Consider the following 22,710-nt stretch of genomic DNA (forward strand, 5'->3'; position numbering starts at 1 on the left):
AAAAATGGGGGAAAAATCCCCCGTTTTTATTTTGCCACTATATTTACAAGACGACCTTTAACAACTATAACTTTTTTAATTTCTTTACCCTCTAAGAAGATTTTCATTTCCTCATTATTTATAGCCGCTTCCTTTATTTCATCTTCAGATAAACCTGTAGCTACATTCATCTTAGCCTTTATCTTTCCGTTAACCTGAATTGCTATTTCAATCTCATCTTTTACAAGTGCCTTAGGGTCAAAAACAGGCCATTTTTCATTAAATACTGAATAGCTCATACCAAGAAGTTCCCACTGCTCTTCAGCAAAGTGAGGTGCAAAAGGAGCAATAAGCTTTATAAGATCAATTATCACTTCTTTTAAGAATGATGGATTTTTAACTTCTTCTGTTAAATATTTTGAAAGAGTATTAGTATATTCCATCAGTCTTGCTATTGATGTATTGAACTGGAACTTATTAGCATCTTCGGATATAGATTTTATTGCAAAATGTCTCATGTAATTTAACTCTTTTTCAGCTTTATCTAGAGTAGTTTTGTCATTCTTAGGATTGTTTATTTCTTCTCTACAGGATTCTAAAATTCTTTCCACTCTATCTACGAATCTTCCCATAGATTTTATACCGTCATCACTCCATGCTCCACCTTCAGTGTAGTCAAAGCCGAACATTAAATACATTCTAAATACATCTGAACCAAATTCCTTAATATAATCATCTGGTGATATGGTGTTTCCCTTAGATTTGCTCATTTTTTGTCCATCTGGTCCTAGTATAAGCCCTTGATGTCTTAAAGCTAAGAATGGCTCACCAAAGTTTATATATCCCATATCTCTTAAAGCTTTTGTTATAAATCTAGCATATAAAAGATGCATACAAGCATGCTCTGGTCCTCCAACATACATATCTACTGGAAGAACCTTGTTTATTTTTTCTGTATCAAAAGCTTTTTCGGAGTTTTTATTATCAGCATATCTCAAATAGTACCATGAAGAACACACAAAGGTATCTAAAGTATCTGCTTCTCTTTTAGCAGCTCCTCCACATGTAGGACATGTAGTATTTATAAACTCCTCTGACTTAGAAAGTGGTGATTTACCGTCTGGTGAAAATTCTACACCATATGGAAGCTCAACAGGAAGTTGATTTTCAGGAACCGGCACTGTTCCGCACTTCTCACAATGAATCATAGGTATAGGTGTACCCCAGTATCTTTGTCTTGAAACTAACCAGTCTCTTAATCTGTAGTTAACTTTTCCAGCACCAAGACCTATAGACTCAAGCTTTTTAATAACAGCTTTTTTGCCTTCTTCGCCAACTAACCCATTAAACTCTTCGCTGTTAACCATCTTTCCATACTCAGTATAAGGAAGGGAATCTCCACCTTCAATAACCCTTTCTATTGGAAGGTTATACTTCTTTGCAAAAGCAAAGTCTCTTTCATCATGAGCAGGAACTGCCATAACTGCTCCAGTACCATAAGTGTTTAATACATAGTCTGCCACCCAAACAGGAACCTTTCTTCCATTTATCGGATTTATAGCATAGGAGCCAGTGAATACTCCTGTTTTCTCTCTAGTAATTGACTGTCTTTCAATATCAGACTGCTTTTTAGCCTGGTCTTTATATTCTTCAACTTGAGCTTTATACTCAGCAGTTGTCAGACTATCTACTAAATTATTTTCTGGTGCTAAAACTGCATAAGTAACTCCAAAAAGTGTATCAACTCTTGTAGTAAACACATCAAATTGTAAGTCAGAATTTTCTACTTTAAAGGTTACTTGAGCACCTATTGATTTTCCAATCCAGTGTCTTTGCATTGCTTTAGTTTTTTCAGGCCAATCAAGGTTATCTAATTCCTCTAATAGTTCATCAGCATAATCTGTAATCTTTAAGAACCACTGAGTTAAGTCTTTTTTAGTAACTTCAGTAGAGCATCTTTCACAGGCACCATCAACAACCTGTTCGTTAGCAAGAACTGTATTACAGCTAGGGCACCAATTTACAGGAGCTTTCTTTCTGTAAGCTAAGCCTTTCTTATAAAGCTCTAAGAAAAGCCATTGGTTCCACTTATAATATTCAGGAAGACAAGTTATTACTTCATTTTCCCAGTTAAACATAGCTCCCATAGCTCTTAACTGTTTTTCCATAGTATCAATATTTTTCATAGTAGAATCCTTAGGATGGATTCCTGTTTTTATGGCAAAGTTTTCAGCAGGAAGACCAAAGGCATCAAAGCCCATAGGTTGGAACACATTATGTCCCTGCATTCTCTTCATTCTAGCCCATGAGTCTACTGGACCATAGTTAAACCAGTGACCAGCGTGAAGCTTGCTTCCGGAAGGATAGGAGAACATTTCAAGTGTATATAATTTATTTTCTAAGTTTGTATCATCAAATTTATATAACTCAGTTTCCTCCCATTTTTTTTGCCACTTTTCATCTACATTAGTTCCGTAGTTACCCATAAAATCGCTCCTTTTCTATAGTTTAGTTACATAATAACTATTTTAACATTATCTACATAAAATAAACCTGCTTTTATTTCATGACACCTTACTTAATTTAGTAGGTCAGGCCTATTTAATTAATAAAAGAATAAAAAAAGCCTTTCATCTCATAATTCAAGAGACGAAAAGCTTATACTCCGCGGTACCACTCTTATTAAACTTAGTACATTACTATACTTAGTTTCACTCAAAAATATAACGGTTTCTACCGTACCTGCTTTTCTGCAAGTAAGCTCCAAGGCGAGTTCATATACTATCAACGCTGTTTTTCACCATCCAACAGCTCTCTTATGAAGATGAGAATATTACTATTCCTTTTCAAAGCCTCATATTTAGTTTATAAAGATTTTATAGCAATAGTAAGTTTTTGTCAAGGATAATTTGTTGTTAATTATAAGCAGTGCAAATTAGTTTAACAAACTATTTAGTTTTAATCATTACTTTATTTTATTATATATATATCATAACTGTGACATAATGTTGACAAGGTTATGTGGTAAAATATAATTACAAGCTTGATATAAAACATATGGAGGAGTATTAGGTGAATAAAGTGATAATGCATGTAGATATGGATGCTTTTTTTGCATCTGTTGAAATAGTGGATAATAAGAATTTAAGAGGAAAGCCTGTAATAATTGGAGGTAATTCTAACAGAGGAGTGGTTGCAACTTGTTCCTATGAAGCTAGGGCTTATGGGGTAAGAAGTGCTATGCCTATATACATGGCCAAGGAAAAGTGTCCTAATGCCATTATTCTTCCTGTTAGATATGGAAGATATAAAGAAATATCTAATAAAATATTTAATATTTTTTATGAAATAACTCCTTATGTAGAGCCTTTGAGTATAGATGAAGCCTATTTAGATATAACTGATATAAATAAGAGACCACTAGATATGGCGAATTTTGTTAAAAATAGAGTGAGAAAAGAAACGGGGCTTACTATTTCTGCAGGATTATCTTATAATAAATTCCTAGCAAAACTAGCCTCTGATTGGAATAAGCCTAATGGGCTAAAAATAATTGGAAAGGATGAGGTGCCAAAAATTCTCTTTCCCCTTTCTATAGATAAAGTCCACGGATTAGGAAAAAAATCTGCTAAGAAGCTTAATAACATTGGTGTTTATACTATAGAAGAGTTATATAAGCTGCCTCAAGATTTATTAGTAGAGTTCTTCGGAAAGTTTGGAATAGATATTTATGATAGAATTAGAGGAATAGATAAGAGAGAAGTTCAGATATTAAGGGAAAGAAAATCCATTGGTAGGGAAACTACATTAAGCAATGATACCAATGATAAAGAAGAACTAAAATTATATATAAAAGCCTTTGCAGGGTCTATTGCGGATACATTGGAAAATAAAAATGTAAAGGGTAAGAATATTACTATAAAAACAAAAACCTCATCTTTTGTTAACCATACTAAGAGTAAAACCCTGTCCTATTATATATCTAATGAAGAGGACATATACAGGGAAGCTTGTAGTATTTTAGAAGAATTAGAGTTTGAAGAAAAGATAAGATTAATAGGAATATCTATTTCAGCCTTTAAGGAAGATAAGGTTGAACAGTTATCGTTTTTCTAACAAATAAAAAGAACCCTTTGATTTTTTATATAGAGCATATAATATTAGATACTTAACATTTGGAGAATTTAAAATGATAGACGAAAGAAAACAAACTCAAAATCAAATTTAAGTTGTGATGCTAGAAAATTTAGTTCCTAAATATCATATTTTAAGAGATATAGATAAGTATATGGATTTTTCTTTTATTAGAAATATAACTAAAGACTTTTTCTACTTGGACCATAGAACTGGAGATTCTAAATACAATATAATAACTGATGTTTATGTTAGATTGGATGCTGGATACTTTACTAATCCTATTTGCAAAGGAGTCGTAGATAGAAAGTTATGCCTGTTAAAGGCAGCAATTCAAAACATGAAAAAGATAGCAAGGGTGATAGCACCCCTATTTTTGAAAATATAGGGGTTTGTAATCAATCTGATATGAATACTACGTATTTATATATTTTTCATTTATTAATACCTAAATAGCTACAAATAATTGGATTTTATCGGAAAATATATAAAATCGAAAATGTCAATATAGATGGCATGAAAGGGAAAAAACGAACATGAAAAGAAATATACATTAAAATATTCTTTTTATGTCAGAATTTTTTCCTTTCGTGCCATTTGTATTAAATATATTTTTTTAGAATGTAAAATTAAGATAAGGCTTGTATAAGACTATTAAAACATAGTTAGAAGAGGGGGAAAAATCATGAAGTTAAAATTAAAGACATTAGGATTAGCGTCTATATTAACTATTTTAACAGTTGCACCTGTTTTAACAAGTACAACTGTATTTGCAGATGGAGGAAGTGGACATAGAGCTTTTCCATATGGATCTTATACTAGTAAACGTAATGTAAATTGCTCATACACTGGTGGAGGATATGGACCAGCACATACAGTATCCCTTATTGTAACTCATAATACAAGTGCAAATCAAACATATGCATTAGCTGCTTGTGGATGCACTGGTAGATATGTTCAAGCTCGTGCAGAGTTGAATGGGGAGATGACAGATCCGGTAATAGCAAAAGATTATGCACAAACGCTTAGCGTAGCTCAGCCTGGTCAGTTAACAGCGTATGAAATGCACAGAGTTGAGGCAAATTAGTTTCTTAGGCTATTCATTTAAATCTTTTATATAGAATTTTAGTAATTATGTATAAAATTCAATTTGTATCTTTAGTAAGCAGAAGTTATTAAAATAACTTAAAAGTTATAATTGGAGGGAATAATGGCAATATTAAGAAAAATTAAAAAAATGTTTAGAAAAACTCGATTTCTAATTTTATGCATAAGTTCCATATTAATTTTTGCCTCATTAATTGTTAGCTATGTTGAGATTATATATCAAAATAGACTTGAGGTAGATAACTTTAAAACTAATAATCATGTTTCCTTTGTTTTTGATGAAACTGCAAACTATAAAGATTTATTGGAAGCTATTAAAAAATTAGAATTGGAAAAAGATATTATTATTAGTCATCAGGGTGGTAAGGCATTCCAAACGGGGGTTTACCCTGTTGGTATTTACTTTAATGGTAAGTATAGAAATGGTTATAACTTATTAAAAGGGCGTTTTTTTAACACGGATGATTTTAAAAATGATAAAAAAATAGCTATAGTTGGTAAAAGTGCTTTAAGTAATACAAAAGTTGAAAATGGCATTAGATATATTTATTGTGGTGAAGATAAATTTGAGATTATAGGGGTTATAGGGAAGAATAATACTGTTACAAGATATGATAATTTTGTTTTATATAATCTAAATTGTGCTTTTAATGAGAAAGACAGAGAATATTTAAATACTCATTGGACTATAGACAGTATAGTAAAAGACAAAAACACTTTGAAAAATATTATTTCTAAGATTACTAAGAATAAAAATATCATTGGACTTGAACCTGAAAATGTTGAACCAAATCCTTTAAAAGCAGCTATATCAAATTCTAGATTTTTAATATTTAATTTTTTATTAGTAATAGGCTGTATTTTGGTAAGTTTGATAACGGCTGTGATTTATTGGATAAGTGAAATTGCATTAGAAATTGCAATTAGAAAAATATATGGTGCTAGCAATAAACATATTATGATAGATATAGGTAAACGGTATACTTTGGTGTCTATTTTTTGTTTGTGTATTGCATTAATTTTACAAAGAATTTTATTAACCTCAAATATAATAAAAATACCGCATAACAATTTAAGTATAATTACTGTAGTATTTACTTTACTATTTGTTTTATTAATAGGTATAATAGTTATTTCTGCAGCTATGTTTAAAATAAGCAAAATTAATTTAAGTGAGTTAATTAAGGGAGAATTATAATTATGAAATTTAAACATGCTTTTCGTGCAATTTCAAGAAAAGGTTTTTTTTCACTATTATTGATAATACAATTGGTTTTTTGTTTTTACTCAATTTATGAAAATTTAAATTTGAATCAAAAAATTAGTTTAGAAACTAAAAAAATAGAGAAATACTTTAAAAATAAAAAAGTTTATACTTTAAAAGCTCCTAATCTTTTTGGAAGAGATGTGGATATGTCAAAGTTAAATGAAGCATTTAATAAATTATATTCTAATTCAAATTACGAATTTTTAAAAATAGACATAGGAAGTATTTCAATTAAAAGTTTCAAAGATTTTGAGCAATTTAAAGCATATGATTTTCAAGTTGAAAAAGAATATTTTTTAGCTAAAAATATTACTTTAGACAAAAATTATTTTAAGAATTATCCTGTTAAGGTTAAATACGGAAGATTATTTAATGATGAAGAGTATAAGGTTAATTATAAACGTGACAGAACAATTCCTATTTTAGTTGGCTCAAATTATAGCAAGTATTTTAAGGTAGGTGATGAAATTCCTATTGACCCATCTATTGGAAAAGGTAAAGGGCAAATAATAGGTATACTTGAAGAAAACCAATATTCACCTGGAAATGTTATTCAACCTAATTTAAAATATTTAAATTTAAATAATTATATTATAACTACTGAGTTAGTTTTTGAAGAGGATTATTACAAAAACTTATTTGCATTTAATGGAAATTATATTATGTTTGATAATTCTATAGAAGAATATGAAATACAAAATTATCTGAATGATATAAAAGAAACTTTTAATAGTATACCTCACTTAAATGTAGGTACAAGAGATTTAACAAAATACATAGAAGCAGAGTCATCTTTGTTTAAGGCGCAAAGAGAAATAACCTTTACTACAGCCATTAGTATTATAATCTTTGTATGTGTAACCTTAATTATAACATTATTAAATTCAATAAATAAAAGAAAGAAAGAATTTGGTATACATATTATGTGTGGTGGAAAATTGTTAGATATTGCTGCAATTACATACTTACAAATATTAATTATATTTGTAAACTCATATTTGATAAGTGTAGCATTTATATATTTTCAATACAAAGCAGACATTAATTTTCATATTTTAAGTATGGAGTTTATAATAATGTTATTTATTTCTATAGCAACTGCTGTATTACCAGTAATAAAAATATTCAATCTAAATCTTAGTGAATTAATAAAAGGAGATGAGTAGTTATGCCATTAATAGAATTAAATAGTGTCCATAAAATATATGGATCAAATTTAAATAAAGTGACAGCTTTACATAATTTAAATTTAAAAATTAATAAGGGAGAATTGCTAGCCATAGTTGGTCCTTCTGGTTCGGGTAAATCTACTCTTCTTAATATAATTGGTACTTTAGATACTGTTACCAAAGGTGAATATTTACTAAATGGTAAAAATATTAATAATCTAAATAAATTACAATTAGCTCAAATAAGAAATAAAACTTTTGGATTTGTTGTTCAGCATTTTGCACTTATAAGCGATTATACAGTATTTGAAAATGTAGAAATACCATTAGAATATGCTAAAGTTAAATTAAAAGATAGAAAATCAAAAATAGAAAATTTATTAGTAAAATTAGAAATGCAAAATAAGGTTAACTGTAATATTAAAGAGTTATCTGGCGGACAATGCCAAAGAGTAGCTATTGCAAGGGCTTTAGCCAATAATCCTGAAATAATATTAGCAGATGAACCAACTGGTGCATTAGATCAAGAAACTGGAAAAGCTGTTTTAAATATTTTTAAAGATTTAAATAAACAAGGGAAAACTATAATTATTGTTACTCACGATTATAAAATTGCGGAACAATGTAATAGAATTATTAAAATGGAAGACGGAAACATTATCCAGGAAATTTAAATGTAAAAACGATTCCACTTAAAGTAATAGATTCTAAATGGTGTAATAACGCAGCTGATCTACGGACAGTAAAAAAGCTTCTCACAGAACTGTACGTGAAAGTCTCCTTTCATACGGTTCTTGTTAAGCGTGTAAATAATTTTGTGTAAACTGAATAAAAAGCACTCTTTCTTAGCAAGAATTTGGATATATATTAGACCAAATATTTACAAGAAGGAGTGTTTTTTTATATCCAAAATTTCTAAAGAAACTTTAAGAAGTTATGTAAGCGTAAAAAATTAAGTACGTAGATAGTATATCACGTCAAGCCTCTTATGCTAGTGAGTTTGAAAAGGCTTAAAATTTTTCAAAATCGAGCTAGCATTAGAGGATGTTATTGAAGTGAGGGCCAACAGAGCAGTACATATCTGCCCACCACACAGGTCGCCAAGTCTATCTTCTAAGACCTTTTGTGACGCAATAAAATGGAAGTTTCAATTAAACAAAACATTAAAGCTTATTGTCGTTCTTAATAAAATACCTATTAGAATAACCTATAAATACAGTCAAAATGTAGTCAAATATTATAAATACTATTTGAGCTCCAATTATAAGAACATACATTGGAATATATACATTCAATAAGTTTGGAAAAAACAACTTATATGCTAGAAATAATAATCCTAAGGTTATATTAAAAAATGCTAACTTTAACATAATCTCGATATGAATCTTCCTCAATTTCTCAACATAGAATTTAATTATTCCATACAATCCAAAGAATACTATATAAGCGACTACTGTATTTCTAATGCCGCAGACAACTAGAGAAAGTAATGAAGTAGCAAAATAAATAACTACTGCATTTTTTATGTTAGTTGTTATAACGGATAAGGGAATAATACAGGAGGCTACAACAAGTAGGTAGGCCTTATTTACTGGGACTATGGTGCTTAAGTAAATTAAAATAACACCTATGGCAGTAAAAAGACCGCCCTTAGCTATATATCCAGTTTTCTTTCTTCTAGAATTCATCAAGTTACACAACCCTTCTAGCAGCAATCAATAAAGTCTCCTCCACCGCATTCACAGCAGCAGTCAAGGCAGTATAGAGTGGCACAAATATCACATAAACCTCTATCCTTGCCTCTGTTATTGTAGTAGGGCTCTCTATAAGAACTATTCATATTATTTAATCTATTAAATTCATCTCTGTACTTAAAGTTATTAGGAGATAACCTGCAGGCTAAGTTTAGGTAATTATAAGCCTCGTTATGCCATCCTTTTCTTAAACTTAATAAACCCATTAAGTAATTCCACTCAGCATCCCTAGTAGTAACCTTTCTAAGTTCATCTTCTGCCCTGCCTAAGTTGCCGTTTCTTATGTCCATTTCGATAGTTTGATAAGAATTTGAATTATAGCTGTTTTGGCTAGAGTTTCCATAACTATTGTATTGAGAGGATTCTGGAGCGTTACTCATTAAGTAATCATACGCTTCGTTAAGCTCTTTTAATTTATCTTCAGCTAAATCACGCAGTGGATTATTACCATATTGATCAGGATGGTACTTTTTTACCAGTTCTCTATAAGCTTTTTTTATCTCGTCCTTTGAAGCAGTTTTTCTTACTTCCAGCACCTCATATGGATCTCTCATTTTTACATACACCCCTTTTAAACACTTTATCCATTTTCTCTAAAAGACCAAATTGGAGAATGTTATATAGTAAATCTTCATTCTTCTTTAAAGGAAGTTTATTTAAGTAGTACATACATTGAGCTGCACTAGTACCTAAAATAAAGTCTATTCTATCCTCGATTTCTTTTGAAAATTCAATATAAGACCTTCTATCTTTGTTAAAGCAACTGTTTATAACATTAAACTTTTTATCTCTCATATCTCTCTCTAAGTCATCCCATCCATCTATGATATAAATCCACTTACCAAGATTGTATCCAAGCCAGTATAGATTTTCTTTATTTTCATCATTTCTATAAGCTGATAGTATAAAACCTGTAAGCTCTCCAAAGGGATGAGATATTTCATCAATAGACCTATTTTGTGGATTTGACTCAATTTTATATAATTCATTTAGTGTATTCTCTATATAATTTAAGTGACTGCGAAAATTTGATGACATTTTATTTAAGTATCTTTTAAAAAGCAAAGAAAAAATTTTGCTTTTCGTTGAATTATCATCATTTATATTATCTACAAATTTATAATAACTTAATGCAGTATTGCAAAAGGCTGCATATTCTAAGCTTTGGTTATCCATGATGCTTATTTTTTTTCTAAATCCATGCATAGCACAAACCTTTTTACTGTAGACAGGAATGTCATCATTCAAGGAGTCTAAAAGTATAGCCAAGAAAGTCATATCATAGTTAAGTGCAGCTCTAGGGATATTGCCTATAGTGGCCTTTATAGAGCGGCACAATCCGCAGTAGTAAGCCTTGAATTTTTCATAGTCCTTTATTTTAAGCTCCATTTTGCAAGGAGTAACGTAACCAAACATTTAACTTCTCCTATAGTGTAGTTTAGACATTTTCTACTAATCCAGTAATATTTAATTCTTTTAGGATATCATATATAGTCTTTGAAGTAGTATCTTCCATGGTATATCCTAGGAGTTTAACTACTTCTTCTAATTCCGTATCATCTGATGTTTCGATTTCAATGTAAGGAAAAGGACAAAAGGACTTTTCATTTATGTCAATTTCAACTAAGGTATTTTTATATTTATAACTTTCTCTATATTTTTTTACTGATTGAACAAGCTCCAAGCCTAGGGACTTAAATATATTTTCACCAGCTTTTGAATCTAATATTTCAGTTTCATTTTCCTCCATTACTTTATATTTATCTTGACTTAGCAATTTCTTTGTAGTCATGTAGTATCTATTATTATTCTTTATTAGATCCTCCACTATTCTTATTCTTGCATAACCTTTATTACTTAATAGTCTTCTATCACCAAAGTCAAAAAGGTTGTTTATTTGATTTTCTTCTTTAACTTTAGTAGCGTTGATCTGGTTAAGTTTTGTTCTTATATTATCTACATCAATATTAATTATTCTTGTTTCAAATTCTTTCACTTTAATCACCTGCTTTTGCATATTTGTCGTTATTTTGAATTATACCATAAGTTGTCATTTGTGTATAATATTTAGCAAAGGTATGGGAAGTTATCAGCTAAGATTAAAGGATATTTTCGCAGCTAATGCTGTGAATTAAATTAAGTATATAAGAACTGATGTTGAAAATAAAGGAAATATGGTATAAATTATATATACTGGGGGTGGATACCATGACAAATATACTAGTAGCTGAAGATGACATTATTCAAAGAGAAAATCTTATAAAAATGATTAAGGAAGCAGATATAAATACTAATATATATGAAGCAGACAGTAAAGAAGAAGCTTTAAAAATTTCTGAGGAAGCATGGATAGACTTTTTTTATATAGATGTTGCATTAAGAAATTCTTCTGGAATAGAACTAGCATTAGAGCTTAGGGTATTGGAAAAGTATAAATTTAGCTGGATAGTTTTTATAACAACTAATATAAACTATATGATAAAGGCCTTTAAAGAGATACATTGTTATGATTATATAATGAAGCCCTATGATAAGGATCAGGTAATTAGCATTACGAGACAGTTAATTTCAGGAAGTCATAAGCTCATTCCTTTGAAAAATAAGGACAGGTATGTTGTTTTTGAAATACAAAAGGGTATTACTGTAAAAATAAATGTAAATGAAATTGTATTTATAGAAGTCAGCTTTAGAAAGCTTAAATTACACACTAAGATGGGACTGTATGAACTAAAAAGACTTGCATTAAACAAGGCCTTAGAGATGATTGATAGCGAAAATATAATACAAAGTCATAAATCCTTTGCAGTTAATACTGATTTTATAAGTAAAATCGAAAGTGTTTCTCCAAAGCAGTGGGAAATTAGTTTTAAAGGTTATAAAGATAAGGCACTCCTGAGCTATAACTTTAAAAATGTAGTTATGGAAAAGTTTAAGCAATAGCTCTTATATACTTGTATCTTTATTAAAATATTAAGGGGGGAGTTTATATGGAGATAGTTAAGGATTTTATTGTTACGTTTATAGAATCAAACGCTTTTATGCTTTTCTGGTGTAAGTTTAGCTTAAAAACAGAAGATATTTTATTTAAAAATATACCTATAGCATTTATCTCCTCACTTGTAATGGCTGTTACATATTCTATACATAAAAACTTTAGTATGATTTTAACTTATATTATTATGGTAAGTTTAATATCATTTTTTTATAAAGAGAGGTTTGCGAGGACTTTTTTAGGATTTTCTATAGTTCTAATATTAATAATGATTTTACAGCTGATTTTAATGTATTTCTTGGGTTTTCTTATTTCAGATAAGTATGTAGATTCTTTTACTTACAATGCTAGTATACAATTAGTTATACTTTTATCTTCTGTTGCAATATATTATTTTGTGCCAAACAAAAAGATGTTAGATATCATTGAACTAAATTCAAAGATAGCAGTTTATATGATTATAAACTTTATTGGATATATATTAGTTTTTAAAGTAGTTTGGGAGTATAATAAGAATTTAATTTTAAATAATATAATACTTTTTATAGGAATGATTATAATGATTTTTATATTAAACTTGTTTCTTTGCTATAATATTGTAAAGATAAATGAGGAGAAGAAGTTAATAGAGGTTCATAATAAATATAATCCTATCATTGAAAACATTATAGAAGAAGCTAGGAGAAAGCAGCATGATTTTAAAAATCATATAAATACTATTAATGGAATTGTACAAGTAGCAAAAGAAGAAGAATTAAAAGCAAGTCTGACAACATACATAAAATCTTTAAATTATTTTACTAAAAATATTGAAGATATAATTTATATTGATAATTTAATAATAAGAGCCGTAATTTATAGTAAACTATGTGAAGCTGAGAAAAAGAATATAAGTTTTTCTTATTCTGTAAGCAATGATGCATTAGATTGGAAAGTAAAGGAGTATGAGCTTTCTGATATGATAACCAACCTTTTAAATAACGCTTTTGAAGCGACAGAGAATAGCATAGAAAAGAGTGTTACCATAAATATATTTGAAGAAGGTGATAAAAATATAATAGAAGTAAAAAACAGTGTATCCTCAATAAACTCAGAGGATTTTAAGGACATGTTTAATAGAGGTTTTTCTACTAAGAAGGGCAAAAATAGAGGATATGGTTTATATAATATAAAAAAGATAGTTGAATCTAACGGAGGTATAATTCAACTATCCTTTGACAATTGCTATATATGTTTTAGAATATCACTCTAAAAGGCTTTTGGGTACATCTGGTTCACCGATAAAGCCCAAGCAAGCAGATTTAGTTACAATAGTTGAGAACAAGACTAAAAATAAACCCATTCTATTTAATAGTAGCTTTGAAGGTTTTTTAAATTTCATATTAAGACTCCTTTCTTATTGGTATTATTAATTGTAATATCTGAAGTAAAATAGTCATAAAGCCGCAATTTAAGTATGCTGTGTTATCTATAAAAAATAATAGAATAACTATCCAAAGAAACATATGAAAGATGGAGATAAATTTTAAGTACCATCTTCTTTTTTTATCTTTAACTGGACGCTTAGTATTTGGGTAAGGACTTTTAAAGAATACTATTATGATACTTAATAAGGATACAGCCTTGTAGGTTAAAATACTTAGCCTAGGAAACATAGGAGCTGCCAGAGAAGTAGTTAAGAAAAACAAGGTTGTCCATAATAAACACTTTGTTGTAGTGTCAGCATGATATCCTCCTGAAAAAATTCTTATTGAAAGCAAAACTGCCATAGAAAACAGTAAGTACTGTATTCTTCCAAGTATAAGAAACAATATTGTCAATACTATTATCTTAAAGCATTCATTTAAGATAACCTGGAATGAGTAATTTATTTTCTCTAAGTCTTCAGTATTCTTAATATCACTATTATTTTTTATATAAGATGTGAGTTTGTATGATAGATTTTTTAACATTTAAATTCACCTTATCATTATTTTAATACAAAAATATCACATAAGCATAGACTTGTAAATGCAAATAGCGTGAAAAGGAAAAAGGTTGACATAAAGGGAATAGTTACGTGTAGGAGCTTTTTATACCTATCTTCTCTATTTAATATCTTTAAAAGTCCAGCTAGTAGTTCTTAGTACGCTTATTCAGGTCCATGGGTTAGGGTACTTGAATTTTACACATATATGATTAATAATGGATAGACACTTGGAGGTAACTGGACAGATGATGCAAGATCAGGACACGTAGTAATATTAACTGGAGGTGACAGTCAGGGAAATTGGCTTTTCTCTGTACATAGTGAGGCTAGACATGACTATCCTCTATATGTTGCTTATTCAGATAATGGTTATTCGAATATGGGAACAGTAAGGTTTTGGCATTAATATTAAAAATAATCAGTAAGAGATAAGGCTTAATTCTTATCTCTTACTGATTATTTTGGTTTATATTCTAATTGTCATATTTAACCGCCACCACTTCCGTATGGGTTAATATACCAGTACTTTAACATACCAAAATACTTATATTTACTATCAACGGCATATGAATCTGGACCAATGGCAGGATTTCTACAAATATACATATCTCCATATTGAGAGTCAGGAATTGCTCTTTTAGAAATTTCAGTTTTAAATGCTTTTATAATATAACCTTGAAAGAATAAATCTCTTCGTATAACTCTTTCAATTGTTGAATGAGTAAATATATCGAATCCAATATATAGTCCAATAACAATAATGCATGTTAATAATACTCTAATAATTTTATTTTTCAACTTTATAAAGACCTCCGCATTTTAGATTTTTTAATATTTCAAAATCACCTTATTCTCGTTTTAATACAAAAATACCATATGTGTGCATAAACGTAAATATAAATGACACAAAAGGGAAAAAAACGAGCTTGAAAAGAAATTATGTATAAAAGTATTCTTTTTAGTCTCATTTTTTCCCTTTTATGCATTTTGCATTGAGTTTAGTTTTTAAGTATGTAAAATAGACATTGTAAAGATTACTTAATTTGGGGCTCAAGTAAGTGATTTCTATAGGTGTTAATACAATTGTATTTTTTAGATTGAATAAAGTCTGGAGGGATTGGGAATGAATAAGAAACTTGTAACATTAGTAGCTTCCTTAGCTATTTTGACAACTAATGTACCTGTATTTGCTAGTACAAATTTAGGGTTAAAAGCATCTGAAGAAACATCTATTACCAATGGTACCAAAGTAACAAATCCAAAAACAGTAAACGAATTTTTAAATAGTGATGTTGGTAAGCAATTCCATGCAACTATAGTTAAAGAAGTTCCTAACAATGTTAAAGTTATGGAGTTTAATAATTATGGTGAAGCATATAATTTTATGAAATCTGTTAAACAAGAATATGACTCAAAATTTATTAAAGCATCGCCTAATAAATCAGCAATGTTCCAAACAGCAATAGGAGAAGGAGTGGATTACTATCAGGTAGCATATACTAATTTGCCATCTTCCGGAACAGGCACTGTATCAGGTACCGTAAAATGGAATGTTCCAGGTGCTTCAGCACAAGTAGTAACATCCGGACATTATTTTAACTATTCAAATGCTCAAGTAACAGATTCATCTAGAGGATCATATATTTCAGGGGTTGGTATAGCTAACTGGCAAGAATACTATAGTGGTATGACCCATCCAACAAGTAATGCATGGAATAGTACGATAAGAGGTAAATGTGGCTATTTTATTAGCGTTGGTGGTCAAACAGTAGGAATGAGTAATCTGGTGGAATTAACCTGTATATGTAAATAATTTGATCCTACATATACTGTAATATATAATATATAATAGCTGTATAAATATTTATATAGCTATTATTTTTATATGGAGGTATTATGATACGTAATAAATTTTTTCAACTAAGCTTATTTATAGAATTAATATTAACTTTTTTTATGAATGAAACAGTAGTAAAGAAAACCACAATAATTGTATATAAGTATGGTTTTCCATTTAGGTATCTAGACATATATTCAAAAGAAAAAGTAGATTTACACTTGATTAATATCTTATTTACAGGAAACAATGGTATAAACATAGATATAGTTGCATTAATTGGTAATATCATAATAATTTATGCGCTGGTATATTTTATAAACTTTATAACGGAAAAGAGAAAATAAAGATTATTTTTAAATCAGAATGTAGATTATTAAGTAAAACTAATTATAAGTCAACATTGTTAACAAGTCATATTACCAATGAATTAGTTGAAAACAGTATTAAGTAAGCTTAAATTGTATAAGTAACATACCTCACTTACAGGTTGAGGGAGGGAATGATTAAACTTATTAGACTAGGCCCGTAGAATAAACTCGTAATGTTTAAAATAATTGAATTTTAGGTAAAATAAAAATGTGGCATTAAAGCCACATTTTTATTATTTCATTGAATCAGCTGATCCTAAAACTTCATCGATTTTACTTTCAACAACTTTTTGAATAGCGTCTCTTGCAGCTCCTAAGTACTTTCTTGGATCAAATTCCTTTGGCTTATCTCCAAAAGTTTTTCTTACAGCAGCTGTCATAGCTAATCTTATGTCAGTATCCATGTTTATTTTACATACAGCCATAGAAGAAGCTTTTCTTAGCATATCTACTGGAATTCCTTTAGCACCAGCTATATCTCCACCATACTTATTACAAGTTTCAACTGCTTCTGGATCAACTGCAGAAGCTCCGTGAAGAACTATTGGGAAACCAGGTAGTTTTTCTTGAATTTTTTCTAGTATATCGAATCTTAACTGAGGCTTATAGTCTAATGGGAACTTAAATGCTCCGTGTGAAGTTCCTATAGCAATTGCTAAAGAGTCAACTCCTGTTCTGTTAACAAAGTCTACTGCTTGATCTGGGTCAGTGTATATATGCTCAGCAGCAACAACATCATCTTCAACACCAGCTAAAACTCCAAGCTCAGCTTCAACAACTACTCCATGAGCGTGGGCGTATTCAACTACTTCCTTTGTTTTTGCTACGTTTTCTTCGTAATCAAAATGAGAACCATCGAACATTACTGAAGTAAATCCAGCATCAATAACAGATTTAACAGTTTCGAAATCTGGGCCGTGATCTAGGTGTAGTGCAACATCTATTCCTGTTTCTTCTATAGCAGCATCTACCATAGCCTTTAGGTATTTAGCTCCAGCATACTTTATAGCTCCTTTTGAAACTTGAAGAATAACAGCTGAGTTCTTAGCTTTTGCTCCTCTTACAACACCTTGAATTATTTCTAGATTGTTAATGTTAAAAGCACCTATAGCATATTTGCCTTCATAAGCCTTTTTAAACATTTCCTTAGTAGTAACTAATGCCATTATGTATTCCACCTTCCAAAATTATATTAACCATCGATCCTAACTATAATCCTGCTAGAATTATAGTTGAATTTAGCTTAGTTGGTATTAACATATAAAAGGGACTTACTGCGTCCCAGTGGGACTTAACTGTTTTATAGTTATATTATAATCTATTAATACCACATTTTCCATACTTTAATTATAGAATATTTTTGTCACTAATCAAAATATATTTTCTGCATTAACCTTTTCTAGATTTACTATATGCTCTAATAAAAATTTTATGACATGAGATGAGGCTAAAGCTTCCTCTTCAGCCTTACATTTTGTGTATTGAGTAAGTTTCCAAAGCTCACTGTTTATATTGTCTATTTCAGCATGGTTTACGAAGATAGAAATCTTACGAGAGTAGTTATCCCACTGATTTAAGAACTTTATAGAGTTATCGTAGGCTTTAGTCCAAGATTTGTTTTCTATGCTAATTTCTATTTCTTTATTTAAGTTATCAAGTTTTGTGCATACTTTATTTAAGTAATTTATAGAAAAAAATATTCCTATTAACATTACAAAAAAAATACTGATGGAAATGATCACACCTTTCATTTATAAATCACACTCCATTTATTTTTGCGGCTTAGATTGATGATAAAACTTTCCTTTAGAATCTAGTAAAGCTATAAAAATGTTTTTTGGTGATGAAATATTATTCTTTCTAAGTTGCTTATTAAGCCATTGTTCATCCTTATCTATTATTTTTAAATTGTCATAATTTATTCTCCCGTCTAAAATTAAAGTTACAGGTAAGGATTCCTGTTGAGATTTTATATTTAGATCAGCCTTTGTAACATTTGACAGTTCTGTTTTAGGCATTACAGATAGCTGACCACTGGTTTCTAAAATAGCGTAATGAATGTCTTCTATATTATAGTAGCCTTGTAGTCTTAGTTCCTCCATCAAGTCGTTTAAATTAAATCGCTCCTTTCTTAATTCCTTGATATTTAGTTTTCCATCCTTAATTACGATACTTGGTTTTCCGCTAAAGAAAATTCTTGCTTTCTCACTCTTTAGCTCTAGTAAAGACACAATTGTTTGAAGAGCAAGTAGAGTTATTATAGGAATTATACCGTGCATTATAGGAATTCTGGTATCTTGCATTGGTAGTGAAGCTAATTCAGAAACCATTATTGCAATTGCTAGTTCGAAGGGTTCTAACTCTCCTATTTGTTTTTTTCCCATAAGTCGCATGGAGGCAATGACTATTAGATATAAGATAATTGTTCTAATAAGTACAATAAACATATATTCTCCTCTCTTTATAAGTCAAAAATTTTCTAGTTATATTTTTACTTTAATATAAAAAAATATAAGTAAAATTTGAACATTTTTAGAAAAGTAGACGTATAATGATATTACACAAAAAAATTGGGGAGAGGATGAAATGGCTCAGTTAAAAGTTAGATTAAATAATAAAGAGGTATTAGCAGAGAAAGGTACAATTTTAAATGATATTATTAAGAATAACGGTTTGGAAAAAGATATACCTGTAGTACTAGCCAGGATAAACGGCACATATTCCGAGCTTACAAGTTCTTTAGAAGAAGAAGGAGAGTTTGAAGCCATAGATATTAGAGATAACCTAGGGATGAGAACCTATGTAAGAACCCTTCAATTTATTTTAATTAAATCTGTATTAGACTTGTTTCCAGACGCTAAAATAACCATAGAACATTCTATGAGTAAGGGGCTATTTGGAGAAATTCATAAAAGCATACCGTTAAATGAAGAAGATATAAGAAAAATAAAAGAAAAAATGGAACAATTAATAAAAAAGGATATTCCAATAAATAAGGTATGTATGAAAAGAGATGAGGCAGTAAAAGTTTTTTCAGACTATAAAATGGATGATAAGGTAAGACTGTTAAAACATGTAAGCAGTGATACAGTAAAATTATATGAGTTAGATGGAAGGTATGATTACTTTTATGGCTCTATGGCATACTCTTCAGGAGCAATAAAAATATTTGATTTAGTATATTACGAACCTGGGTTTTTACTAAGATATCCTAGAGAATCAGACCCATATAATATACCAGAGTTTGTAGAGCATAAAAAGCTGAGAAAAATATTTTATGAAACTGAGCAATGGGGAAATATACTTGGAGTGGGGGATGTAGGTTCCTTAAATGATAAAGTAGAAAGTAGAGAAATTATAGATATAATAAGGGTAGCGGAAGCCCTTCATGAGAAAAAGATTGCATATATAGCAGATATGATTAATGAAAGAAAGAACGTGAAAATTATACTAATAGCTGGGCCATCTTCTTCAGGTAAAACTACCTTTGCAAGAAGACTTGGTATACAACTTAGAGTTAATGGACATATACCAGTTCCTATATCCTTAGATGACTACTTCGTAGATAGAGAACATACTCCTAAGGATGAAGAAGGTAATTTTGATTTCGAGTCCATATATGCTCTAGATTTAAAGTTATTTAATGAAAATTTAGAAGCATTGCTTAGTGGAGAAGAGGTAGAGATTCCAACATTTAACTTCAAGAGTGGAACAAGGGAGTGGAAGGGTCATAAAATTAGAATTCCTGACAATGGAATAATTATAATAGAAGGAATTCATGGACTAAACGAAATGCTTACTTCAGCTATTCCTATGGAAAATAAGTTTAAAATATATATAAGTGCACTTACCCAACTGAATGTAGATAATCATAACAGAATAGCAACTACTGACGTAAGAATAATAAGGAGAATAGTGAGGGATACCCTCTCAAGAGGCTATGGAGGAGAAGATACTTTAAAAATGTGGCCATCAATAAAGAGAGGAGAAGAAAAAAATATATTTGTATTCCAAGAAAATGCAGATGTTATGTTTAATTCAACGCTGGTCTATGAGCTTTGTGTATTAAAGCAATATGCTTTAGAGGAACTGAAAAAGATAGACACTTCAAGCCCTGTATACTATGAAGCATTAAGGCTTAAAAGCTTCTTGAACTTTTTTAAAGATGTAGATACAAAGTTTGTACCGGAAAATTCCATATTGAGAGAGTTTATAGGCGGAAGTTGTTTTTATGAATATTAGAAAAAAGACGATGTAATTTAGGGAAATGCTCCCTGACTTACATCGTCTTTTTCTGCAAGTTTTAATTACATAAAAATAGTGAAAGAAGAAACTTTTAATTCATCAAAAAGGCTTAGAAAATGTTTTCATTTATTAGTATCAAATCTCATAAATTTCTACAAAAAACTTTAAAAAATTAGTGTGAATATGTTTTAATTTGTTGTATAATAAGAATCGAAAGAAATTGTTTTATTGTAACAATGTAAATGATTATATAATTCACTGAAAGTGAAAGGTTGGTGTAACAATATGAGAGAATATAGTGCTTTTGATATTCTTGGGCCAATAATGATAGGACCATCAAGTTCTCATACTGCAGGAGCTGCAAGACTAGGTAAGATTGCAAGAACAATAGCAGGTGAAGGAGTTAAAAAAGTGCAATTTTTCCTTCATGGTTCATTCGCTACAACTTATAAGGGACACGGTACTGATAAGGCTTTAGTAGCTGGAATATTAGGGATGAACCCATGGGATGAAAACTTAAAAAACTCTATGGAAATGGCAAGAGAAAAGGATATAGAAATAGAATTTATTCCGACAGATCTTGGAGATGTACATCCTAACACAGTTAAAACTGTTATAACTAAAAATGATGGAAAAACTGTATCAGTAGTTGGATCTTCAATTGGTGGAGGAAATATAGTAGTTAATGAAATAGATGGTGACAAGATAGAATTTACTGGAGCATACCCTACTATATTAATAAATCATATAGATGTACCGGGAATGGTTGCGAAAGTAACAGCTGTTTTATATGAATATGATGTAAACATCGCCTTTATGAGAGTTTACAGAACAAGTGGTAAGGGTTCAGCAGCGGCGATGGTCTTTGAAGTAGACAACTTTATCTCCGAAGACATTGTAAACGCTATAGCTAAAATAACTAACATCCACAAAGTTAGAGCTATTAATCCTGTAAGGGAGGAAGAATAATTTATGGTTAACTACGGATATGAACTTTTAGAAGTATGTAAGGAAAAGAATCTTAGTATATGGGAATATACTTTAGAAGAAGAAGCAAAGGCAACTGGCCTTACTAGAGAACAAGTTTTTGAGAAGATGAGAAAAAACTTAAAAGTAATGATGTCTGCAGCAGAGCGTGGATTAACAAATAAAATTGCATCTGTAAGTGGACTTATTGGTGGAGACGCATATAAGTTAAATGAGTATGCCAACAGTGGGAAAACGTTGACAGGAAACTTCATGGTTAAAGCTATGGGAAGAGCTCTTTCTTCTTCAGAAGTAAATGCTGCTATGGGTAAAATAGTAGCTGCTCCAACAGCTGGTTCATGTGGAATAATGCCTGCAGTTATAATAAGTGCTGGAGAGCAATTAGGTTTATCAGAAGATGATATGGTTAAGGGTCTACTAACAGGTACTGGAGTAGGTATAATTATAGCTAAAAATGCTACTATGGCGGGAGCAGAAGGTGGATGTCAGGCTGAATGTGGTTCAGCAGCAGCTATGGCTTCAGCTGGAGTAGTTGAAATGATGGGTGGAACACCAGATCAAGCCTTAAATGCGGCAGCTATAGTATTTAAGAACATAATAGGTTTAGTCTGTGACCCAATAGCAGGACTAGTAGAAGTTCCTTGCGCTAAGAGAAATGCAGCAGGAGCAGTTAGTGCTTTAACAACAGCAGATATGGTTATGGCTGGAATTATGAGCAAGATACCATTTGACGACACTGTAGAAGCTATGTATAGAGTTGGTAAGCAAATGCCAGCAGAGCTTAGAGAGACAGCTCTTGGTGGATTGGCAATCACAAAAACAGGATTAGAGCTTCAGAAGAAAGTTTTTGGAGAGTAGAATATAGTAGAGTATAGAGCTTAGGATAAGGAACACCTTTA

General features: G+C 30.1%; 24 protein-coding genes and 1 other annotated feature. Of the genes, 13 read left to right on the forward strand and 11 right to left on the reverse strand.

Going from position 1 to position 22,710, the window contains the following annotated elements; genetic code table 11:
* Positions 1–26 precede the first annotated feature (26 nt).
* Positions 27–2,465, reverse strand: coding sequence for a leucine--tRNA ligase (gene leuS, locus P8V03_RS05945; RefSeq protein WP_318797231.1), 2,439 nt, complete (start codon positions 2,463–2,465; stop codon positions 27–29).
* A gap of 156 nt (positions 2,466–2,621) precedes the next feature.
* Positions 2,622–2,838, reverse strand: a binding site (T-box leader).
* A gap of 213 nt (positions 2,839–3,051) precedes the next feature.
* On the opposite strand from leuS, the gene P8V03_RS05950 reads away from it, so the two are divergent.
* The 6 genes from P8V03_RS05950 (at position 3,052) to P8V03_RS05975 (ending at position 8,330) form a co-directional block, all read left to right on the forward strand.
* A complete protein-coding gene (locus P8V03_RS05950) occupies positions 3,052–4,095 on the forward strand; it encodes a DNA polymerase IV (RefSeq protein ID WP_318797233.1) in 1,044 nt (347 codons plus the stop codon).
* A 172-nt stretch (positions 4,096–4,267) separates the two neighbouring features.
* Positions 4,268–4,501 carry a hypothetical protein gene (locus P8V03_RS05955; protein ID WP_318797395.1) on the forward strand — a complete coding sequence of 78 codons (234 nt, stop codon included), beginning with the start codon at positions 4,268–4,270 and terminating at the stop codon, positions 4,499–4,501.
* Positions 4,502–4,798: 297 nt separating this feature from the next.
* On the forward strand, positions 4,799–5,200 hold the full coding sequence (locus P8V03_RS05960) for a hypothetical protein (protein WP_318797235.1): 402 nt from the start codon (positions 4,799–4,801) through the stop codon (positions 5,198–5,200).
* 123 nt (positions 5,201–5,323) lie between these two features.
* Entirely contained in the window at positions 5,324–6,418 is a 1,095-nt protein-coding gene (locus P8V03_RS05965; RefSeq protein WP_318797237.1) for an ABC transporter permease, read from the forward strand.
* Positions 6,419–6,420: 2 nt separating this feature from the next.
* Positions 6,421–7,653: an ABC transporter permease gene (locus tag P8V03_RS05970; protein WP_318797239.1), complete on the forward strand. Its 1,233-nt coding sequence runs from the start codon at positions 6,421–6,423 to the stop codon at positions 7,651–7,653.
* A gap of 2 nt (positions 7,654–7,655) precedes the next feature.
* Positions 7,656–8,330, forward strand: a complete 675-nt coding sequence (locus tag P8V03_RS05975) for an ABC transporter ATP-binding protein (RefSeq protein WP_318797242.1) — start codon at positions 7,656–7,658, stop codon at positions 8,328–8,330.
* Between the two features lie 489 nt (positions 8,331–8,819).
* On the opposite strand, the gene P8V03_RS05980 is transcribed toward P8V03_RS05975, so the two are convergent.
* From P8V03_RS05980 to P8V03_RS05995, 4 genes are read right to left on the reverse strand one after another with little or no spacing between them, the layout of a single operon-like run.
* Complete coding sequence (locus P8V03_RS05980) at positions 8,820–9,344, reverse strand: hypothetical protein (RefSeq protein ID WP_318797244.1); 525 nt, start codon at positions 9,342–9,344, stop codon at positions 8,820–8,822.
* A gap of 17 nt (positions 9,345–9,361) precedes the next feature.
* Positions 9,362–9,964, reverse strand: a complete 603-nt coding sequence (locus P8V03_RS05985) for a J domain-containing protein (RefSeq protein ID WP_318797246.1) — start codon at positions 9,962–9,964, stop codon at positions 9,362–9,364.
* Positions 9,948–10,826 (reverse strand): DUF5685 family protein, encoded by an 879-nt coding sequence (locus P8V03_RS05990; protein WP_318797248.1) that lies wholly within the window; start codon positions 10,824–10,826, stop codon positions 9,948–9,950. Before P8V03_RS05990 ends, P8V03_RS05985 begins: the two co-directional genes overlap by 17 nt.
* Positions 10,827–10,848: 22 nt before the next feature.
* Positions 10,849–11,406, reverse strand: a complete 558-nt coding sequence (locus P8V03_RS05995; RefSeq protein WP_261670547.1) for a class IV adenylate cyclase — start codon at positions 11,404–11,406, stop codon at positions 10,849–10,851.
* Positions 11,407–11,618: 212 nt separating this feature from the next.
* Here P8V03_RS05995 and P8V03_RS06000 point away from each other — a divergent pair, with 212 nt between their 5' ends.
* Together P8V03_RS06000 and P8V03_RS06005 are read left to right on the forward strand one after the other, a co-directional pair.
* The gene (locus P8V03_RS06000) at positions 11,619–12,350 is read left to right on the forward strand and encodes a LytR/AlgR family response regulator transcription factor (protein ID WP_318797250.1); all 732 of its coding nucleotides are present in this window, start codon (positions 11,619–11,621) and stop codon (positions 12,348–12,350) included.
* Positions 12,351–12,397: 47 nt separating this feature from the next.
* Entirely contained in the window at positions 12,398–13,654 is a 1,257-nt protein-coding gene (locus P8V03_RS06005) for a sensor histidine kinase (RefSeq protein WP_318797251.1), read from the forward strand.
* Here P8V03_RS06005 and P8V03_RS06010 read toward each other — a convergent pair.
* The 3 genes from P8V03_RS06010 to P8V03_RS06020 form a co-directional block, all read right to left on the reverse strand.
* Positions 13,646–13,783 (reverse strand): cyclic lactone autoinducer peptide, encoded by a 138-nt coding sequence (locus P8V03_RS06010; protein WP_318797253.1) that lies wholly within the window; start codon positions 13,781–13,783, stop codon positions 13,646–13,648. The genes P8V03_RS06005 and P8V03_RS06010 overlap by 9 nt on opposite strands.
* Position 13,784: 1 nt before the next feature.
* Positions 13,785–14,354: an accessory gene regulator ArgB-like protein gene (locus P8V03_RS06015; protein WP_318797255.1), complete on the reverse strand. Its 570-nt coding sequence runs from the start codon at positions 14,352–14,354 to the stop codon at positions 13,785–13,787.
* A gap of 503 nt (positions 14,355–14,857) precedes the next feature.
* Positions 14,858–15,169 carry a hypothetical protein gene (locus tag P8V03_RS06020; RefSeq protein WP_318797257.1) on the reverse strand — a complete coding sequence of 104 codons (312 nt, stop codon included), beginning with the start codon at positions 15,167–15,169 and terminating at the stop codon, positions 14,858–14,860.
* 325 nt (positions 15,170–15,494) lie between these two features.
* Between P8V03_RS06020 and P8V03_RS06025 the strand changes: the two genes are divergently transcribed.
* Both P8V03_RS06025 and P8V03_RS06030 read left to right on the forward strand, forming a co-directional pair.
* Complete coding sequence (locus P8V03_RS06025) at positions 15,495–16,184, forward strand: hypothetical protein (RefSeq protein WP_318797259.1); 690 nt, start codon at positions 15,495–15,497, stop codon at positions 16,182–16,184.
* Between the two features lie 83 nt (positions 16,185–16,267).
* Positions 16,268–16,555 (forward strand): hypothetical protein, encoded by a 288-nt coding sequence (locus P8V03_RS06030; RefSeq protein ID WP_318797261.1) that lies wholly within the window; start codon positions 16,268–16,270, stop codon positions 16,553–16,555.
* 257 nt (positions 16,556–16,812) lie between these two features.
* Here the strand turns inward: P8V03_RS06030 and fba are convergent, their stop codons facing one another.
* From fba to P8V03_RS06045, 3 genes are all read right to left on the reverse strand, one after another.
* On the reverse strand, positions 16,813–17,745 hold the full coding sequence (fba, locus tag P8V03_RS06035) for a class II fructose-1,6-bisphosphate aldolase (RefSeq protein WP_261670549.1): 933 nt from the start codon (positions 17,743–17,745) through the stop codon (positions 16,813–16,815).
* A gap of 204 nt (positions 17,746–17,949) precedes the next feature.
* Positions 17,950–18,330, reverse strand: a complete 381-nt coding sequence (locus P8V03_RS06040) for a DUF4363 family protein (RefSeq protein WP_318797263.1) — start codon at positions 18,328–18,330, stop codon at positions 17,950–17,952.
* Positions 18,331–18,348: 18 nt separating this feature from the next.
* Positions 18,349–19,026 carry a DUF421 domain-containing protein gene (locus tag P8V03_RS06045; protein WP_261670551.1) on the reverse strand — a complete coding sequence of 226 codons (678 nt, stop codon included), beginning with the start codon at positions 19,024–19,026 and terminating at the stop codon, positions 18,349–18,351.
* 139 nt (positions 19,027–19,165) lie between these two features.
* Here P8V03_RS06045 and P8V03_RS06050 point away from each other — a divergent pair, with 139 nt between their 5' ends.
* The 3 genes from P8V03_RS06050 to sdaAA all read left to right on the forward strand — a co-directional run bounded on the left by P8V03_RS06050 (position 19,166) and on the right by sdaAA (position 22,669).
* On the forward strand, positions 19,166–20,821 hold the full coding sequence (locus P8V03_RS06050; protein ID WP_318797266.1) for a nucleoside kinase: 1,656 nt from the start codon (positions 19,166–19,168) through the stop codon (positions 20,819–20,821).
* A 288-nt stretch (positions 20,822–21,109) separates the two neighbouring features.
* A complete protein-coding gene (gene sdaAB / locus P8V03_RS06055) occupies positions 21,110–21,793 on the forward strand; it encodes an L-serine ammonia-lyase, iron-sulfur-dependent subunit beta (RefSeq protein WP_261670553.1) in 684 nt (227 codons plus the stop codon).
* Positions 21,794–21,796: 3 nt separating this feature from the next.
* Positions 21,797–22,669, forward strand: coding sequence for an L-serine ammonia-lyase, iron-sulfur-dependent, subunit alpha (gene sdaAA / locus P8V03_RS06060; protein WP_261670554.1), 873 nt, complete (start codon positions 21,797–21,799; stop codon positions 22,667–22,669).
* The last annotated feature ends 41 nt before the right edge of the window (positions 22,670–22,710 follow it).

Source organism: Clostridium tanneri, from assembly GCF_033659955.1.
Lineage (GTDB): Bacteria > Bacillota > Clostridia > Clostridiales > Clostridiaceae > Clostridium_AM > Clostridium_AM tanneri.

Coding starts and splice junctions, on each gene's coding strand:
- P8V03_RS06015 (WP_318797255.1), bottom strand. CDS start 14,354: ATGTTAAAAAATCTATCATACAAACTCACATCTTATATAAAAAATAAT.
- P8V03_RS05990 (WP_318797248.1), bottom strand. CDS start 10,826: ATGTTTGGTTACGTTACTCCTTGCAAAATGGAGCTTAAAATAAAGGAC.
- P8V03_RS06000 (WP_318797250.1), top strand. CDS start 11,619: ATGACAAATATACTAGTAGCTGAAGATGACATTATTCAAAGAGAAAAT.
- leuS (WP_318797231.1), bottom strand. CDS start 2,465: ATGGGTAACTACGGAACTAATGTAGATGAAAAGTGGCAAAAAAAATGG.
- P8V03_RS05985 (WP_318797246.1), bottom strand. CDS start 9,964: ATGAGAGATCCATATGAGGTGCTGGAAGTAAGAAAAACTGCTTCAAAG.
- P8V03_RS06040 (WP_318797263.1), bottom strand. CDS start 18,330: ATGAAAGGTGTGATCATTTCCATCAGTATTTTTTTTGTAATGTTAATA.
- P8V03_RS05970 (WP_318797239.1), top strand. CDS start 6,421: ATGAAATTTAAACATGCTTTTCGTGCAATTTCAAGAAAAGGTTTTTTT.
- sdaAB (WP_261670553.1), top strand. CDS start 21,110: ATGAGAGAATATAGTGCTTTTGATATTCTTGGGCCAATAATGATAGGA.
- P8V03_RS06045 (WP_261670551.1), bottom strand. CDS start 19,026: ATGTTTATTGTACTTATTAGAACAATTATCTTATATCTAATAGTCATT.
- P8V03_RS05965 (WP_318797237.1), top strand. CDS start 5,324: ATGGCAATATTAAGAAAAATTAAAAAAATGTTTAGAAAAACTCGATTT.
- P8V03_RS06005 (WP_318797251.1), top strand. CDS start 12,398: ATGGAGATAGTTAAGGATTTTATTGTTACGTTTATAGAATCAAACGCT.
- P8V03_RS05960 (WP_318797235.1), top strand. CDS start 4,799: ATGAAGTTAAAATTAAAGACATTAGGATTAGCGTCTATATTAACTATT.
- P8V03_RS06025 (WP_318797259.1), top strand. CDS start 15,495: ATGAATAAGAAACTTGTAACATTAGTAGCTTCCTTAGCTATTTTGACA.
- P8V03_RS06010 (WP_318797253.1), bottom strand. CDS start 13,783: ATGAAATTTAAAAAACCTTCAAAGCTACTATTAAATAGAATGGGTTTA.
- P8V03_RS05975 (WP_318797242.1), top strand. CDS start 7,656: ATGCCATTAATAGAATTAAATAGTGTCCATAAAATATATGGATCAAAT.
- P8V03_RS06030 (WP_318797261.1), top strand. CDS start 16,268: ATGATACGTAATAAATTTTTTCAACTAAGCTTATTTATAGAATTAATA.
- sdaAA (WP_261670554.1), top strand. CDS start 21,797: ATGGTTAACTACGGATATGAACTTTTAGAAGTATGTAAGGAAAAGAAT.
- P8V03_RS05955 (WP_318797395.1), top strand. CDS start 4,268: ATGGATTTTTCTTTTATTAGAAATATAACTAAAGACTTTTTCTACTTG.
- P8V03_RS05980 (WP_318797244.1), bottom strand. CDS start 9,344: ATGAATTCTAGAAGAAAGAAAACTGGATATATAGCTAAGGGCGGTCTT.
- P8V03_RS06050 (WP_318797266.1), top strand. CDS start 19,166: ATGGCTCAGTTAAAAGTTAGATTAAATAATAAAGAGGTATTAGCAGAG.
- fba (WP_261670549.1), bottom strand. CDS start 17,745: ATGGCATTAGTTACTACTAAGGAAATGTTTAAAAAGGCTTATGAAGGC.